The organism is Paenibacillus terrigena DSM 21567 (genome assembly GCF_000374845.1).
In the GTDB taxonomy this organism is placed as follows: domain Bacteria; phylum Bacillota; class Bacilli; order Paenibacillales; family Paenibacillaceae; genus Paenibacillus_K; species Paenibacillus_K terrigena.
The window spans coordinates 45,210-61,157 of record NZ_KB895412.1 but is presented as its reverse complement, the minus strand read 5'-3'; the positions used below and the strand labels follow the sequence as shown (position 1 = coordinate 61,157).

Below are 15,948 nucleotides of genomic sequence, written 5' to 3'. Positions count from 1 at the left end.
ATTACCACCTTATTATTCTATGAATTTCTCCCCTGACGCAGTCGCAACTTTTTATGTAATCCAAAATGAACGATAATTTTCCCATTTGAGTTCCACTTTAAAGTATGGTCTTTATATTTAAATGCCCAAGTAGTATTGCGAACAAGCGTACCTATAACACCAAAGTCAAATAATTTTTCTAAAATAAAATCCTCTGATTTATTGTTATTCTTCATCCATTCATATACATCCCTATCTCTACTTAATTCCTTCTTTAAATCATCAACACTCATTATACCTTTCCCAACTTTGGTAAGACACGATAAAGATTCTGACCATATACTCAAATGAGCCTGAATTTCATCCCTTAGTTCATTATAAAACCAATCGGAATATTCATTTTCTGCCTCCCTAACTACCTTAAATAATAATTGAGGGTTGGCATTTTGTATTGAACTACAATATTTAAGAAACTTTAATAAATCCCGTGGTCTCTCAAATGTTCTATTAGAAATATATTTCCAAACCGTTGCAACAGAAGTCGGCAATTCTGGATCACTATCTATTACAACTTGCTTCCAAGCGTCATTCACTTTGCTTCCTAAAGAAGCTTTAATACGAGCATTTACTATTGACCTTAATGAATAGGAGGCTGTAGGACTTGAATTCCACCTAAGCTTTATTAATGCATCATCTAGTTTGTTTAAATCATTATCTTCTAGGTTTCCATAAATATCTGACCTTAACACTACTAGGAATCTATAGTTGGCAGATACATCCCCTTTTTGAAGCAGTAAAGATAATTCTTCTGTTGACCTTAATAATGCCAACAAAATTAATCTTAAACTGCTATCCCCTGCTGAGTATCCTTCGTCAAGTTCATCCATCAGGATAAAATATTTTGAATCGCTATGAATTTTCTTTAATTGATCTTGTAACCATGGTATAACTTTTTCAAAACGAATTGTTGTTTCACCTTGTAACGTCGGGTTTATTAATGAACTTTCTATAATTACGTTACCATTTTGATCTTCTAAAGTTTGCAACGTTTCAGAAAAAGTGCCAAAAGGAAAATTAGAAAAAATAAATTTCTTTAATCCTTCATTCTCCAATGCGTAGTTTTGTATTGGATCACTTAAAACTAATCTTGCCATTTCCGTGAGCATTAGAAATTTCCAAATCGGAACGTATTGCGATTTATCTTTAAAGGAACGATTCCTTAAAGTCCGAAATGACCCCAATGGAAATCCACGAAGCGATAAATTTGTAGTATACCAGTGTGAATTTGAACTACTTTCTATTCTGAGTCTTTCGCAAATAGCAGTCTTTCCAGTACCTTTCCTTCCAATTACATATCTTTTATCCCCTGTAATTATCCCCTCATACCCCGGAATTGGATAAAAATATTCCTTTAGCTTTTCATCTCCATTAGCTTCATCTTTTCCCCAATCTATACTGAAAAATGACATATTCCTTCCCCCCCCATTTTTTCACAACACAACATATAACAATTTCAACAATATTTTACCATATTTTTTATGTTTTCGTCCTATTTATGGTACGGTTCCCCCCGATTAATCTTCACCGCCCGATAGATCTGCTCCACCAGCACCAGTCGCATCAATTGATGTGGCAGCGTCATGCGGCCGAAAGAGAGCTTCGACTGCGCACGCGACAGCACCGCCTCGGAGAGGCCATTCGAGCCGCCGATCACATAGGCGATCGTGCTCGTACCATAGGTACTGAGCTTGTCCATATGTGCAGCGAGGTCCTCGCTCGACCATAACTGACCGCCAATGGCGAGCGCCACGACATGGGTGTCCGGCTTAATATGCGACAAAATCTTGTCGCCTTCCTTCTCCTGAACTTGGCGCATTTCTGCGTCGCTCATGTTCTCCGGCGCCTTCTCGTCAGGCACCTCATGCACGGTTAGCTTCACATATGGTGCCAAGCGCTTACTATATTCCGCAATGCCTTGTACCAGGTACTTCTCCTTCAACTTACCTACGCACACGATCTGTATATTCAAAAGAAATTCGCTCCTTCTACGTTGTCTGATTCGACCCTTATAATCGCATCATTATACCATAAGCAAAGGGATTTCAATGAACCTTGAGGATAGTGGTTCGTCACAGTAATACTAATTATGCAATAGTGGTGACAAAAAGAACGACACCTAATATCTTACAAAAGTAAACCGTCGCAAAATTTGGATGCAAAATCGGGGCGAAAAACCAAAAAAATCGTCAAAATAGGGTGAAAAACCGCAAAAAGAGGAAGGGGATGAAATGATTCATGACATCGTTTGGATGATAATTACAAATGGTCAAAAATGATATAACATATACTTTCATTTTTATGTTAGTTGTATGTAATATAATAATTCAGTACATTTGACCTCCTCTCCCTCACGAAATTGCCAAAAAAAATGCCTAATTACGGCGTACTCTCAGAACGATTTTAGTGCTCGACAGGCGTACTATACGATATAAAATCGATTTAAACGGAATGCGGCTAAATCACAGGGATACAAGGAGGTTATAGCAATTGAGAAGATCGTTAAAACGAAGAGTAACGAATAATGCCATTAGGATGATACTTTAAACAAGCTTTGTTAACGTAAACCCGACTTAATTGCCCTCTATCAGCCTTCATGTGCGTGAACCTACTGCCAAATGCCCTCTTCCCTCAAATCAGCCTTACAACGCATTCTGCGCCCTCTCAGGCATCCAAGTCCCTGGGGAGCCATGATCTCCACACCAAATCGAGGACATTATCCACAATCTCCTCCTAAAAACCACCCTAAAACCCTGTGGATATCTATAAATTTCTGTCCAAACGCCTTTTCGCCAACATATCCACAGCCCTCAACGCACAAAAAAAAGAACCCGATCTCTCGGGCCCTTCACCTACACAATTAAGAATTTCGCTTCATGCTCGCATTCCATGCATTTGACCGGCGGCTTCCACTGCGGGAAATCCACCTCGTTCAGATCCACCACATCCGGTGCATCCTCGAATTCATCGACAAATCGATCGATGGCTAATTCAACGTGATCTTTACATACGACATACATGCACATGTCCCTCTTTCTCTTAGCTGCTATTAGCGTATCCGATTCGACCCCTGTCTACTCCTGAGGCCGATCGGTTAACTTCACTTCTGTGGTCATTCCTTTGCCTTCACGATAATACGAGACCAGCATCGTATCGCCGACTTTCTTGTGCTGATACAGATACTTGCGAAGCGCAAGCGTCGAGTCGATCTCCTGGTTATCCAGCTTCACGATGACATCATTCAGCTCGAGTCCCGCCTTCTCCGAAGGACCGCTCGCCTCCATGACGATCACGCCATCCTTCACGGACGACGGCAGCTTCAGACTCTTCCGCTGCTCCTCCGTAATCGGCGCATATTCATTGTTCAGATCAATCGTATAGACACCCATGTAGGCGCGAATGACGCGGCCTTCTTGGATAATCTCATTGGCAATCTTCATCGCCTGATTGATCGGAATCGCGAAGCCAATGCCTTCGACGCCGACATCGGCGATCTTCATCGAGTTCACTCCGATCACTTGCCCTTGCAAATTCACCAGCGCGCCGCCGCTATTGCCTTCATTGATCGCCGCATCGGTCTGAATGACCTCGGCCTCCCAATCGTACGTACCATCGCCATTCAGCGATACAGGAACGACCTGGAGTGTCTTACTGATGATCCCGTATGATAGCGAATCACCAAGTCCAAGCGCATTGCCGATCGCGAGCACCATCTCGCCGCGCCGCAGCTTCGTGGAATCCCCAATTACAGCAGCTTCCGGCAGGTTATCATCTTCCACCGACAAGACCGCGATATCCGTCGTATGATCCTTCCCGACGACCGTAGCCGATATTTTCCTTGCATTATTGTTAAGAACCACCTGCACGGCATTCGCACCTTCTATAACATGCGCATTCGTGAGAATGAGTGCCCGGCCCTCTTCTTTTCTAAAAATAATCCCCGAACCCAGCCCCGCATCCACCGTCTTATCATCTTTCTTCTGACGGTTTACGACGCTAACAACAGACGGGCTCACTTGATCAGACACATCAATAATTCGTTCGAACGGATCTCCCGACAACGCGCCCTGATTCTTCGTCTCCATGCCCGAGCCTGCACGTGCTGTCCCTTCGATATGGCCGCCAGCACCTGTAATCCAGCTGAATAACACAATCCCTACAGCTGCACTACATACTGAACTCACAACCGATATTTGAAGCGTTGACCAACGCCTTCTGGGACCCAATTTACGTGTAGCTCTACGAGCAATTAACTTTTTGATAGGCCTAGAAACCTTCGGTGAATAGAAATCATCATCGAAAAAGCTCACTCGGGTCATCCCCTCTCTCAATCTCGCAAAAATCGTAGGAATGTTTTGACCCCTAACTGCCTACAATAATACTAGACGATAAAAGCTAGATTATAGAGAAGACGACAAATCTACTTCTCTATTATTCTTCCCTATCATAACATAAACCAACCCCTGAAAGGAGACGAATTACAATGACAATGGCCAATCGAACTTTGGATCATGTGAACCTCGTTGCGAAGCTCGCAGACCTCAAGGAGGAGCACTACCGCAACACGCTTGCCCTCTGCACACTCATCGAATTACTCGTGGACAAAGGTCTATTCACCCGTGAAGAAATCGCCGCCAAAGCCAATGAGCTCGATCAGCTTATGGTTTTCCCACCTTATCCCATGGCGTAGGACGATCATAGTACGTATCTCTCAATTCGAACTCTTTTTCCTTGAAAAAGTGCCCATGATCCTCCATCACATCCCGTACCGTCATTTTGGCGAGATCCATCAAGTTATGCTCTCGGCTTAAATGTGCCAGATACGTTCGCTTCAGCTTCGCCGTCATCAACTGACTCAGTGCCTCGCCCGACGCTTCATTGGATAAATGCCCAACATCGCTCAAGATACGCCGCTTAATATTCCAAGGGTACCGGCCCATACGCAGCATCTCCACATCATGATTGGACTCCAGCACAAGGACATCCGAGTCCGAGATTGCCGCCTTCACCTTATCGCTCATGTAGCCAAGGTCTGTCGCTAGACTCAGCTTCTCTTCCCCATCATAGAAACAGTACCCGACAGGCTCGGCTGCATCATGCGAAATGCCGTACGATTCTACGCGCAGCGTCCCGAAATCCAGCGCTTCCCCCGTCTGCATCACGACCTTCTTTTCCTCTGCAATATTACCAATATGCTTCTCTAACGCTTCCCATGTCGCCTCATTTGCATAGATCGGCAAATCATATTTACGCGCCAGTGCGCCAAGCCCTTTAATATGATCCGAATGCTCGTGCGTAATCATGACCGCATCAATATTCGCAGGCTGAACACCTTGTTCCTCGAACAATTCGTTCATTCGTTTCATACTCAGACCAACATCAACGAGCACCGTCGCAGTCTCATTCTGTATCACTGTCGCATTGCCGGTGGAACCACTCGACAACACGGTAAACTGCATCCCCATGTTTCACTACTCCTTTTGCTGCTCTCCCTTAGGATGATAGACTTCCGCGCTAATCGCATTCACGAAGTATATATCCCCGCTCTCAAGTACGATCCGCCATGCCGGCGCCGTCACGAGCGTCTCATTATAGACCTGCCCATGGTACCCAAGCTTAATCTCCTTCACAACCGAGCCCGTCGGCAGGAACTTCTCAATCAAGATCCCCAGTGCATTCGTCGCCGGCAGCACCTTCTGCTCCTTATCGGCTTTTTCCTTCGATTCGAGCTCAACCACCTTATTCTCCCGATACGCCACGATGTTCTGATTCGCGTAGAATAGCTCTAGGCTCACTTCGAACATCGGCCACTTGTTATCGAGCATATACTGCAGTCGAAATACACCGTCCGGGCTCGTAGGCGGACTCGTAGGTGGATCAAAGACATACCTCTCAATCGTTGGAACCTCATCCTTCAACGCTTTTCGCAATTCCTTCTCATTGAAGATCAACTGACTCGACACCGGTGCCGGCAGATCCACCCGATTCGTATTCTGCTCCTCATCGACGAACTGGAACGTCCGCTCGATGAGCGCCGGTGTCTCAGATGGGATCTTGCCCTGCACTTGAATGAGCTTCATCTCCATTTGTTTCTTCGTATCTTCTGGCAGCGAGGTCCAGTCCAGATTGGAGCTGAGCTGCTCCCTTACATCAAGCCATAACTGGTACCCCAGAATAATATTGAGAATCAGAAAAGCAAGAATCAAGACACTCTTCGCACGACTCCAATCCATGGACACCCTCCTTTTCGGCGAAAATGATACAACCTGCTATTATTTCAAATAATCCATCGAGCCATCTTCCAGACGAACCGCCCACGTCGGAATTAACCGAATGACTTTATCCGTTAGGAAAGGGCGATACGCTGGGAAAACCCACTGCACTTTATTATTCGTAGTATCGAGATAACGTTTGAACATCATCGCGAGCTCATCGCCACCTGGCAGCGTCCGCAGCTGCTTCAGTGACGCACGATCATCCAAGTAAATGAGCGATCGTTGATAGCTCGTGACAACCCCCTGCTGCACGCTCAGACGAATGTTACCGAAGCGGAACATCGAATCCGTCACAATCGGATAGCCGCCATAATACTGCTGGAAGACCACTTCCGTACCATCCACCTGAACGGGCGAAATCGAAAGCCGATGCGTGCCGTTCCAGCCCCCATGCTGATTCACGAACTGCACGGCCGAGAGTACGTTCTCGCTGACGTCATTCGCACCCTCTACCCGAGCAACCGGGTCCGAGTACGTCACCCATTGATGTTCGGGACGTACCTGCAAGCTCCGCTTACTATCTGTATAAATCTCCGATCCATCCTTCTCCTTAATATTGCGTGTCGTGCTCGGATCGAAGAAGAGATTATGCTGCATCTGCTCCGCCGTGAACACCTCATACGGCACTTCAATCTGGACCATATTCAGCGGCTTATCCGGCAGATAATACTGATCATACAACAAGCGATAGCTGTCCCACGCTTGCCCGAATTCCACGTGCTGCTTCACGTCCTGCACCGTCAAATCGGCCTTCGTTGCCTCATAGACCACCTGGTTTTTGCTGCTGAAGAACAGAGCGCGTACCGTCTCCTTATCGTCGGAGGTGAAGATCCAGATGCGGTTAATCATTTCATCCCCGAATTCAGGATCACCTTGAATTTGCATCACCTTGCGCAGCAAGGTCACAGGAACACCTTGTCCGTATACCAGCTCGATCCCTGGATCTTCGTTTCGAATACGGGATAGGTCAAGCAAGTGCGTGGAAGTCCGTTGGAACCCATCGAATTTCCGTCCTTGCAGACGTTTGAAGATTTCTTTGTAAAAAATATAATCCGGTGAGAATACCGTATGCTTGCCCCCGCCCAAATGCAGTACCATCTGCTCCGGGAAGACCAGATTCTCGATCTTCTCTTCCGGCCCCATCTCTTCCGTCTTCACATAACTGCTCTCGGACTTCTGAATGGGCTCGAAATTCGGCATGCTGTAGGATAGGAAGTAGCTCTGTACCAAGCTAAGCACGACCAAGAAAGTCAGGATAAGGGTCTTGGATTTCTCCATCATGATGCCTCACTTCCTTCATCCAGTGTGGAAATCGTGAACGTCACCTTGGTGCCAACGCCCAGCTCCGATTCAAGACTAATCGTTCCGCCATGTGCCTTCACAATTTCCCGGGCAATGGACAGCCCTAACCCCGTACCGCCCATACTCCGTGACCTCGCCTTGTCGACGCGGTAGAAACGGTCGAAGATGCGGTCCAAGTCCTTCTTCGGAATCCCCATCCCCGTATCCTTGATCGAGATTGCAATGCGTTCGTTACCTGCTTTATGCGCCTCCAGCTCAATGACACCGCCGTCTGGCGTGTATTTGATTGCATTGGACATCAAGTTATCCAGTACCTGATCGATCTGATCCCGATCCAGTACAACCTGATCAACGCCATTCGCAATGAATATCGAGGGCTTAATTCGCCGTTGCTTCATCTGGAAGGAGAACCGGTCAGCCACTTCCTCCAGCATCTCCACCATATTCGTCGGCTTCTTCCGCAGAATCGCCTGCTTCGAGTCTAATCGTGATAGATGCAGCAGGTCCGTAACGAGCCTTATCATCCGCTCCGTCTCATTCCGGATGACACCAACGAATCTCCCTGCGAGCTGCGGCTCCTCAAGTGCACCATCATCGAGCGCTTCGACGTAGCTCTTAATCGTCGTGAGTGGCGTACGCAGCTCATGCGATACATTCGCGACGAACTCGCGCCGTGATTGCTCCAGCTTTTCTTGCTCGGTGACGTCTTGAAGGACAACGATGGTCCCCGTTACCCCTTCGCCACGGCGATGAATCGTGGAGAACATGACACGCAAGATTAGCTCCTGCTCTTGCTCATGGTCGATGCCCAGATTCATCAGCATTGAAGGTCTAGCCTCTTGCTCCATCGTGTTAATATGCTGCATCGAAATCCCGAGCAGCTCCGTGATATCTTGGTCTGTCGCGCCCCGCTCCTCAACCCGGAGCATCTCCTTCGCACGACGATTCATGACAATGATATGTCCCTGTTCATCGGTCGCAAGCACGCCGTCACTCATATTGGTGAGGACCGACTGCAGCTTCTCCTTCTCTTCCTCATGCAGGGATAACGCATGGTGAAGCCGCTGCGTCATATAGTTGAACGCCTCACTGAGCTGGCCGATCTCATCATTCCCCATGACGGGTGATCGCAGCTCGAAATTCCCTTCGGCGACATCGGTCGCATGCTTCGTAATCTCTTTAATCGGGCTTGTAATCGTATGGGCCAGTATGACCCCGAGCAGAGCCGTCAGTCCAAGCGCGATCAATGTCCCGGAGACAAATATATTATTAATGCGTTCGATCGTATCGTAGAGCTCCTTCATTGAAGCGACGATATAAATCGCACCTACGACCTTCGTGCCATTCATAACCGGCTTGGATACAATCTTCTTCCGCACGCGGTTCTCATCGATCATCTCATCTTCATTGTCTCGAATGCCTTGTAAGGCGCGGCTAACAACCGTCTGAGTATTTTTACGGCCAATATAGGCCTGATGCGCTTGCAGCGAGGTCGTCAGTACTTTCCCCGACGCATCCAGCACCTGGATTTCCCCGTCGTTAATATTAATGAGGTCTCGTACGAGGTCATTCAACCCTTCAATATTCAAGGAATCTGACGTCTGTTCGTCCACCTTCGGTGTCAAATATCGCACGGCATAGATGGAGAGCATCTCGCCTTTACTATTCAAATCCCGCGTAAAACTACTCGTTAACGAATTTTTCATCACGCTCACGAAATACACACCAATGAGCTGCATCGCAATCAAGATGAGCAGCACATAGATAATGATTAACTTCGCTTGGATCGTGCGAAAAAAACGTACCCATTTCATGAAATTACAGTCCTCCTGTTTTTGGGCTGCGCATCATATAACCAAGACCGCGACGCGTCGTAATAAATTCCGGTTTGCTTGGATCATCCTCAATCTTCTCGCGCAAGCGGCGAATCGTCACATCGACCGTCCGCACATCGCCGAAGTATTCGAAGCCCCATACGGCTTGCAAGAGATGCTCCCGAGTCATCACTTTCCCGCTGCTGCGGATCATGTAGTGCAGAAGCTCAAATTCCCGATGCGTCAAATCTACCGGCTCGCCGTTCTTATAGACGACGTACATATCCGTATCAATGAACAGATTGAAATAAGCAACACCCTGCCGCTCTTCGACCGCAGAATCGACCGCCGAAGTCTGTACGACCTTCGTCTGACGGCGTAGATGCGCCTTTACGCGTGCGAGCAGTTCCCGTGTACTGAACGGCTTCGTCACATAATCGTCCGCCCCCAGCTCAAGACCAAGCACCTTATCGATCTCCGTATCTTTCGCCGTTAACATAATAATCGGTGTCTGCAGATGCTGCCGCACTTCGCGGCATACATCCATGCCGTCTTTTACTGGCAACATAAGATCAAGAAGGATCAAATCCGGCTGTTCCTGCAACGCAAGCTCCACCGCCGCGCCCCCGTCAAACGCACAAATGACCTGGTAGCCTTCTTTCTCCAAGTTGAATTTCAATATATCGGCAATCGGCTGCTCATCATCGACTACAAGAATTTTTCCGATCATAGGATAAACCGCCCCTAACTATACAATGATTCTTCTATTCTAACACATAGAGACGAGCCTTTCCTAACAACTCGCAGGTCCTAGACAAAGAAAAAAACACCAGTGAACGGTAACCCGCTCCATGGTGCTCTCCTCTGATCAAACCTTATTATTCGATATAAGTGCTATACTCAACAAAATCTCAAATACTATAGATAACTTAATGGATTCCGTAACGAACCATTCTTATGAATTTCGAAATGTAGATGCGTACCCGTGGAACGTCCTGTGTTACCCATAATACCGATAAGCTGGCCTTTTTCCACAACTGCACCCTTCTTCACCTTAATGCTGCTCAGATGTCCGTACAGCGTCTGGTAGCCGTTCTTATGGTCTATAATGATGACATTCCCGTAACCGCTCTTCGTACCTGCAAAAGTAACGACGCCGTCATCTGCCGATTTAATATTATGGTTCGACGAGGTCAAATCGACCCCTTTGTGTATACGTCCCCAACGTTTACCGTATGGGCTTGATAAACTCGCACCCGAGACAGGATAGGCGAAGTTCCCTGAACCTTCACCAATAACAACCTTCGTCCCGCGCACAATAATTTCCGGAATGGCTGCCGTAATAACCTTCTGTCCTAGCCATTGTTCAATGACCAGATCGCCGTTATGCTTGGTTAACATATACGACATTTGCTTCAGTCCTGGCTTCCCTTGACGGATCACCTTCGACTCACCTGCCCGCATCTTCGGATCCTTCTGGATAATCGTCTGCGGCTCAATCACAATATTCTCTGTTACTTTCTCGACGGTTGCAACCGTAACCGCTGGCTTCGTCACCGTTAGATCGATCTCTTGACCAATTTTAAGCGTGAACTCATCTACCGTTGGATTGTTCTTATAGATAACCCCTTGCGTTACGCCATATTTATGCGCAATCCCTGAGATTGTGTCGCCTTCCTTAACCTTGTAGGTAATCGGAGCAATTTCGCCCTTCGTTAATAGCTGATAAGCTTCCTTCTCGGATAGAATCTTAGACGGATCTGACTTCACGGGAACCGTCTCCACTTCTTCTTTGAAACCGATCGACTCTAGACGCTTCATCGGTGTTTTAACGTTGTTCGCCGGCGATGCGCTCACAGAGAGCGTTCTCACTTGTTTGGCTGGCGCTTTAGCTGCAGGCTCATATTGACTCTTCACCTTCGCGAGAATGGCATCTGCAGTATCCTGATCCTTCACCGTTCCGACGACTTTGCCATTAATCTCAAGCGCAACCCCCGTTGCTGTTGGCACGAGAAGCTTGCCTAGCTTGGCTAACGTTTCGTTATTATCCACCGTCGGTTTGTATTCCTTCGTTGTACTGTAGCTAATCTGATCTGCATTAAGCGACATATGTACATTCGGGTAGTCCTTCTTCGCTTCCTTCGTCTTCAGCGCAACCAATTGATTCACAAGCGCTTTGTTGTTGACGGAGCCTACTTCCTTACCATTCATATATACTTTATAATATTCGACCGTGTTCGCTGTTACATACTGGTTGCCTGCAAAAGCAGCCACACCTACGAAGAACAAGCTACCGACGGCGATGATCAATTGTTTCTTAGGACGCTTCAGCCATGCTGGTAACGTAAAACGTGATTTTTCATTTACATCTGACATACTATTCTCCTTTGCGTGGTATTGTTTCATTTCAAGTCTGCAAAAAGTGTCAAAATTTTAACCTTTTTGCTCAACGAAACTACTTTACCACAGCTTTCCTACCAAATTCAACTACACAAGTAGGAATAGAGGCACGTTCCATAATTTGTCGAATATGTCAAATCAGCGTCTTTTGGCATGGTTTTAAAGACAAAGACAAACAGGTGTTCTCTTATTTGTCTATGGATTGATTCTTATTTTGAAACCGCATACCATATCTTGTACGTTAGACAATTTTCCAGTCCATGGAATCCATATTGTCCCTCGTGTCTATTGCTTCAATAATTCTATCAATTTGTCATATTCTTCGGTGCTCACATATTTGGCAATGATCTGTTCTACCTCTGTCAATTCACTTCCAGTGAGTCCATCCTCCACGGCATTCAGAACCGTCTGAAGCTCATTCGCTGGAATTTTCGAGATCAGTGTCGTGAATACCTTCTCCTTCTCTTCCTTTGATAAGCCATCCTTCGCCTTAGCAATGGCATCCGAAGGGATAATCACGTCTTCCTTCGGTGTGGCCGCGGGAGGCAGAGCAGGATCGGCCGTCGCCGTGCCAGAGCTGCTGCTGCCAGTTGCGCCCGTGGCGCCCGGCGCTTCGCCTCCTGCAGGGGCGTCTCGCCCACCAGCGGTGGCATCGTCATGGCCGTCGCCAGGTTCCGCTGGCGGCTCCGTCACCCCGCCGAACGCGGGGACGGCGCCATCTTGCGGCTTGGCAGACGACGCCCCCGCCGCGTCGTCTGCCTTCGCGGGAGTGGAGCCGGCGCCCGTGCTGCTCGGCTTGCTCCCGCCCCACAACGAAGACAGCGCGAATGGTTTGCCTTCGAGCTGAATGTTGAACTTCTTCAATACGCTATCTATATACGAATTGACAATCAATCCGGTTGTAATCAGCGTTAATGAACTGACAAGAATAACGAGACCTAATAACTTGGATAGTTTCATAAGCAGTCGTACCATAAGGCCATTCCTCCATTTCCTTACTAAACAGACATACTTCTTAGTATTAACGGAAACGTAGGGTAACATTCGCTGTAACGCACATTTTTTTCACACTGTAGACATATAAAAAACGCGCCCGAAGGCGCGTTACGACGTTAATATATAGTTAGATGACGCGGCGGAATCTTCCTACCACTTCTGCCGTCTGGACGATATTAATGAATGCTCTCGGGTCTACCTCAAGCACACGCTTGCGCAGAACCGGCAGCTCACTGCGCGTCGTTACGGTCATCAGCATGTAGTTCTCTGTATGGCTGTAACATCCATATGCCTTCACCATCGTAATTCCGTGCGGGAACTTAATTAGTTCTTCCGCCATGAGGTCACTCTTCTGCGTAATGATAAATGCTGTTACCTTCATATGCCGCACATGAATCATATCAATGCATCTGCCTTTAATGAACAAGGAGAGTAATGAATAGAATGCAACATCCCAGCTGACCAAGAACCCGAGAAACAAGATGATCACCGAGTTCAGTACCGACAACACGGTACCAAGCGGGAAATCTCTTTTTTGCGTCACGATGAATCCGATAATATCGAACCCGCCCGTCGATCCTCCGACACGCAGCGAATATCCTACGCCAATCGCAATGACAATTCCGCCAACAATCGCTCCCATAATCGGGTCTGACGTGACCTGATAGGCAGGTATGTATTGCAAGGTGATCGTCGTAACGACGACGGATAACAAGCTGAGTAGAATGAACCTACGTCCAAGCGAAATCCAGCCCCACACGATGACGGGTACGTTCAGGACGAAATAGACGAGGGATACATTCCAATTCGCTGCATACTGCATAATCATCGCGATCCCCGGAATACCGCCGCTTAATAGTTGATGAGGCGTTAAGAATAACTGAATACCAAGCCCGACGAGTATCCCGCATATGATCGTGACGCAGAGATCCTGTACGAGTTTCATCCAGCGTTCTCGAGGTGACTGTTCCTCTGGTTGTGCCATGTTATAAATCCTTCCTATCTGTTAGAAAATGATACATAAGAAGCGGCGATCACATCGCCCTGCTCTTATCGATTGAAATTCTGTCCAATTGGACGAACTCCACTGTACCATGTTCCTGGACGCATGCCTATAACAAATATTTCATTTCTTGCCATTCTTCCATAGTATCACTCGAATTATATGCTTCTTATTCCTTAGATGATAGTTCTCCGAACCATATGCCCGTCCAAGACGGAACAATCGGGCTATTCTCCCGCTCAATTAGATCACCCAACGCATCTCCGAAAAACTCTCGGCACAACAGCGCCGCCTGCTGCACCGAATCGAACGCAAAGCTCGTATCCAGAATCGTCTTCGTTAAATGATACTCCTCTTCCAGAGCCCTCATATAATTCGCGAGAAAATCCGGCGCCTCTGGCTGCGCATGGCCTGTCCCCAGCGTCTCTAGAATCATCACCTTCCCCTGCGGTCTCAGCACACGCTGAATTTCCTGCATCAGCTGCCTTAAATGGTGTTCATGTTGTGGATTGCTCTCGCTTGCCAAGTAGCAGATACTCCAGCCAGCCATCACGAGATCTACCGACTGGTCTTCAAGCGGGAGCCATTCCCGCAGATCTGCAACCTGAACTCGAACGTGCTGAAGTCCTGTCCCCGCAAGCTTCGCCTCCGCCCGCTTCAACATCCCCTCGGATGCATCCAAGGCTGTAATCGACCTGACATGGGGGGCTACAATACAGGAGAGCCTGCCTGTCCCTGCTCCTAGATCCAACACATCGAGGTCTTTCCCTGTACCTGCGCAGACATTCCCTAGGAAATAATCAATGTTCTTCGCACGATCTTCCTTCGTAATTAAGGCATCATACCGCTCTGCAACAGGCAGCGCATATACCTCCGTACTGCGAAGACTGCCGGCTCCTTGCACGTCGGTCTCCTTCATTCCCTGTTTCTCCTTCTGATTCATTCGAATTCCTCCTCTATGTTCATGCATTCTTGCACAGCATAGAGGTTCTCGTAAGGAGAAGCTCAAGTCCTAATCTGAAGCTCGAATCGCATAGACCATATGCAGAACCTCGGCATATGCTTGATGCATCGTGACATAGCCATGATCGCGCAGCCAACCGAGGAGCTGCGATTTATCAGCGTACATCCGCTCATGAAGTGATCGCAATACGTCTTGATCCCCCTCGGCTTCCTTTATCTCCCGATATCGTTCTCGAGCCTCCTCATGCTCGAACATGACATCGACGAGACAGATTCGGCCCCGTGGCTTCAACACGCGTGTCATCTCTTCTAGAGCGAGTGGCTTCTGTTCCTCAGTCAGATGATGGAGCGTAAAGCTGCTCACGACGAAATCGAAGGTCCGCTCGAAATAGGGGATCGATAACCAATTCCCAAGTCTTGTCGGAAGGTTAGGAAGCTTGCGCCGACTCTCGTTCAGCATCGATTGCGACTGATCCAGGCCCGACATCATAGCGCCTTGCGCTAGAAATCGCTCGGCCAAATTCCCCGTTCCAATGCCAATATCCAGCCCTTGTTCCCCTCCGCGGGGCGCGATCCATTCGACCATCCGATCCAATAGTATCGCATACTTCCCGCCAATCTCCTTCGCGAAAGGTCTAAGATGTGCAGGCGAACCTTGTTCGACTTCCTCATCATAAACAGCCGCCAATTGGTCGAAGTCCCACCGATCCTTCCATGCATTACGGGAATCTCGCAGCCGTTTCGAGCCTTCCGCCATCCTATAGAGCCAAGTCTGATCCACCTTGTGCTCCTTCTGTACCCGCTCCAGCATGCGGTCCGCCGTCTCAATCAATTGTTTCAACTCCAGAAATTCGCGATAAAGCTGATTCCGATGCTGTTCGAGTTCATCCTGCAGAGGGGCCGTATCTCCTTGATCCAGACCCTCCAGCATCACTTTAATTTGCTCTACCGGCACGCCGATTTCTCGAAGGGCAATAATCGTCTTCAGCTGTCCAATATGCTCCTCTGTGAATAGGCGATATTGATTGCCCGGCTCTTTGTCCGGCGTAATTAGCCCTTTCTCCTCATAGAACCGAATCGCCCGTGCGGATACATTCAATTGACTCGCTACCTCCGTAATTTTCACCGTCCCGATCACCTCCCCCTCAGTATAAAGCTT

Annotated in this window: 15 protein-coding genes; 1 reads left to right on the top strand and 14 read right to left on the bottom strand. The window is 47.8% G+C overall.

The genetic code is table 11. The features are described 5' to 3' along the window. Positions 1–17 precede the first annotated feature (17 nt). The 4 genes from C558_RS0100325 to C558_RS0100310 form a co-directional block, all read right to left on the bottom strand. Positions 18–1,448 (bottom strand): P-loop ATPase, Sll1717 family, encoded by a 1,431-nt coding sequence (locus C558_RS0100325; RefSeq protein WP_018754205.1) that lies wholly within the window; start codon positions 1,446–1,448, stop codon positions 18–20. Between the two features lie 80 nt (positions 1,449–1,528). Next, positions 1,529–2,008 carry a 23S rRNA (pseudouridine(1915)-N(3))-methyltransferase RlmH gene (rlmH, locus tag C558_RS0100320; RefSeq protein WP_018754204.1) on the bottom strand — a complete coding sequence of 160 codons (480 nt, stop codon included), beginning with the start codon at positions 2,006–2,008 and terminating at the stop codon, positions 1,529–1,531. An 880-nt stretch (positions 2,009–2,888) separates the two neighbouring features. Beyond that, positions 2,889–3,056, bottom strand: a complete 168-nt coding sequence (locus C558_RS32955) for a CxxH/CxxC protein (protein ID WP_018754203.1) — start codon at positions 3,054–3,056, stop codon at positions 2,889–2,891. A 54-nt stretch (positions 3,057–3,110) separates the two neighbouring features. After that, positions 3,111–4,346 (bottom strand): S1C family serine protease, encoded by a 1,236-nt coding sequence (locus C558_RS0100310; RefSeq protein WP_026263649.1) that lies wholly within the window; start codon positions 4,344–4,346, stop codon positions 3,111–3,113. A gap of 173 nt (positions 4,347–4,519) precedes the next feature. Here C558_RS0100310 and C558_RS0100305 point away from each other — a divergent pair, with 173 nt between their 5' ends. Then, positions 4,520–4,726, top strand: coding sequence for a hypothetical protein (locus C558_RS0100305; RefSeq protein ID WP_018754201.1), 207 nt, complete (start codon positions 4,520–4,522; stop codon positions 4,724–4,726). Here the strand turns inward: C558_RS0100305 and C558_RS0100300 are convergent. From C558_RS0100300 to C558_RS0100255, 10 genes are all read right to left on the bottom strand, one after another. Then, positions 4,695–5,501: an MBL fold metallo-hydrolase gene (locus C558_RS0100300; protein ID WP_018754200.1), complete on the bottom strand. Its 807-nt coding sequence runs from the start codon at positions 5,499–5,501 to the stop codon at positions 4,695–4,697. The genes C558_RS0100305 and C558_RS0100300 overlap by 32 nt on opposite strands. A gap of 6 nt (positions 5,502–5,507) precedes the next feature. Then, the gene (gene yycI, locus C558_RS0100295) at positions 5,508–6,269 is read right to left on the bottom strand and encodes a two-component system regulatory protein YycI (protein ID WP_018754199.1); all 762 of its coding nucleotides are present in this window, start codon (positions 6,267–6,269) and stop codon (positions 5,508–5,510) included. Between the two features lie 39 nt (positions 6,270–6,308). Then, entirely contained in the window at positions 6,309–7,592 is a 1,284-nt protein-coding gene (locus tag C558_RS0100290; RefSeq protein ID WP_018754198.1) for a YycH family regulatory protein, read from the bottom strand. Next, positions 7,589–9,427 (bottom strand): cell wall metabolism sensor histidine kinase WalK, encoded by a 1,839-nt coding sequence (gene walK, locus C558_RS0100285; protein WP_018754197.1) that lies wholly within the window; start codon positions 9,425–9,427, stop codon positions 7,589–7,591. Before walK ends, C558_RS0100290 begins: the two co-directional genes overlap by 4 nt. 4 nt (positions 9,428–9,431) lie before the next feature. Further along, a complete protein-coding gene (gene yycF / locus C558_RS0100280; protein WP_018754196.1) occupies positions 9,432–10,157 on the bottom strand; it encodes a response regulator YycF in 726 nt (241 codons plus the stop codon). Between the two features lie 188 nt (positions 10,158–10,345). After that, positions 10,346–11,803, bottom strand: a complete 1,458-nt coding sequence (locus tag C558_RS0100275; protein ID WP_018754195.1) for a peptidoglycan DD-metalloendopeptidase family protein — start codon at positions 11,801–11,803, stop codon at positions 10,346–10,348. Between the two features lie 309 nt (positions 11,804–12,112). After that, positions 12,113–12,802 carry a hypothetical protein gene (locus tag C558_RS0100270; protein ID WP_018754194.1) on the bottom strand — a complete coding sequence of 230 codons (690 nt, stop codon included), beginning with the start codon at positions 12,800–12,802 and terminating at the stop codon, positions 12,113–12,115. A gap of 148 nt (positions 12,803–12,950) precedes the next feature. Continuing rightward, on the bottom strand, positions 12,951–13,808 hold the full coding sequence (locus tag C558_RS0100265) for a YitT family protein (RefSeq protein WP_018754193.1): 858 nt from the start codon (positions 13,806–13,808) through the stop codon (positions 12,951–12,953). Between the two features lie 187 nt (positions 13,809–13,995). Beyond that, entirely contained in the window at positions 13,996–14,769 is a 774-nt protein-coding gene (locus tag C558_RS0100260) for a class I SAM-dependent methyltransferase (protein WP_018754192.1), read from the bottom strand. A 69-nt stretch (positions 14,770–14,838) separates the two neighbouring features. Further along, positions 14,839–15,915, bottom strand: a complete 1,077-nt coding sequence (locus tag C558_RS0100255; RefSeq protein ID WP_018754191.1) for a MerR family transcriptional regulator — start codon at positions 15,913–15,915, stop codon at positions 14,839–14,841. Between the last annotated feature and the right edge of the window lie 33 nt (positions 15,916–15,948).

Coding starts and splice junctions, on each gene's coding strand:
- C558_RS0100325 (WP_018754205.1), bottom strand. CDS start 1,448: ATGTCATTTTTCAGTATAGATTGGGGAAAAGATGAAGCTAATGGAGAT.
- C558_RS32955 (WP_018754203.1), bottom strand. CDS start 3,056: ATGTATGTCGTATGTAAAGATCACGTTGAATTAGCCATCGATCGATTT.
- C558_RS0100305 (WP_018754201.1), top strand. CDS start 4,520: ATGACAATGGCCAATCGAACTTTGGATCATGTGAACCTCGTTGCGAAG.
- C558_RS0100300 (WP_018754200.1), bottom strand. CDS start 5,501: ATGGGGATGCAGTTTACCGTGTTGTCGAGTGGTTCCACCGGCAATGCG.
- yycI (WP_018754199.1), bottom strand. CDS start 6,269: ATGGATTGGAGTCGTGCGAAGAGTGTCTTGATTCTTGCTTTTCTGATT.
- C558_RS0100290 (WP_018754198.1), bottom strand. CDS start 7,592: ATGATGGAGAAATCCAAGACCCTTATCCTGACTTTCTTGGTCGTGCTT.
- walK (WP_018754197.1), bottom strand. CDS start 9,427: ATGAAATGGGTACGTTTTTTTCGCACGATCCAAGCGAAGTTAATCATT.
- yycF (WP_018754196.1), bottom strand. CDS start 10,157: ATGATCGGAAAAATTCTTGTAGTCGATGATGAGCAGCCGATTGCCGAT.
- C558_RS0100275 (WP_018754195.1), bottom strand. CDS start 11,803: ATGTCAGATGTAAATGAAAAATCACGTTTTACGTTACCAGCATGGCTG.
- C558_RS0100270 (WP_018754194.1), bottom strand. CDS start 12,802: ATGGTACGACTGCTTATGAAACTATCCAAGTTATTAGGTCTCGTTATT.
- C558_RS0100265 (WP_018754193.1), bottom strand. CDS start 13,808: ATGGCACAACCAGAGGAACAGTCACCTCGAGAACGCTGGATGAAACTC.
- C558_RS0100260 (WP_018754192.1), bottom strand. CDS start 14,769: ATGAATCAGAAGGAGAAACAGGGAATGAAGGAGACCGACGTGCAAGGA.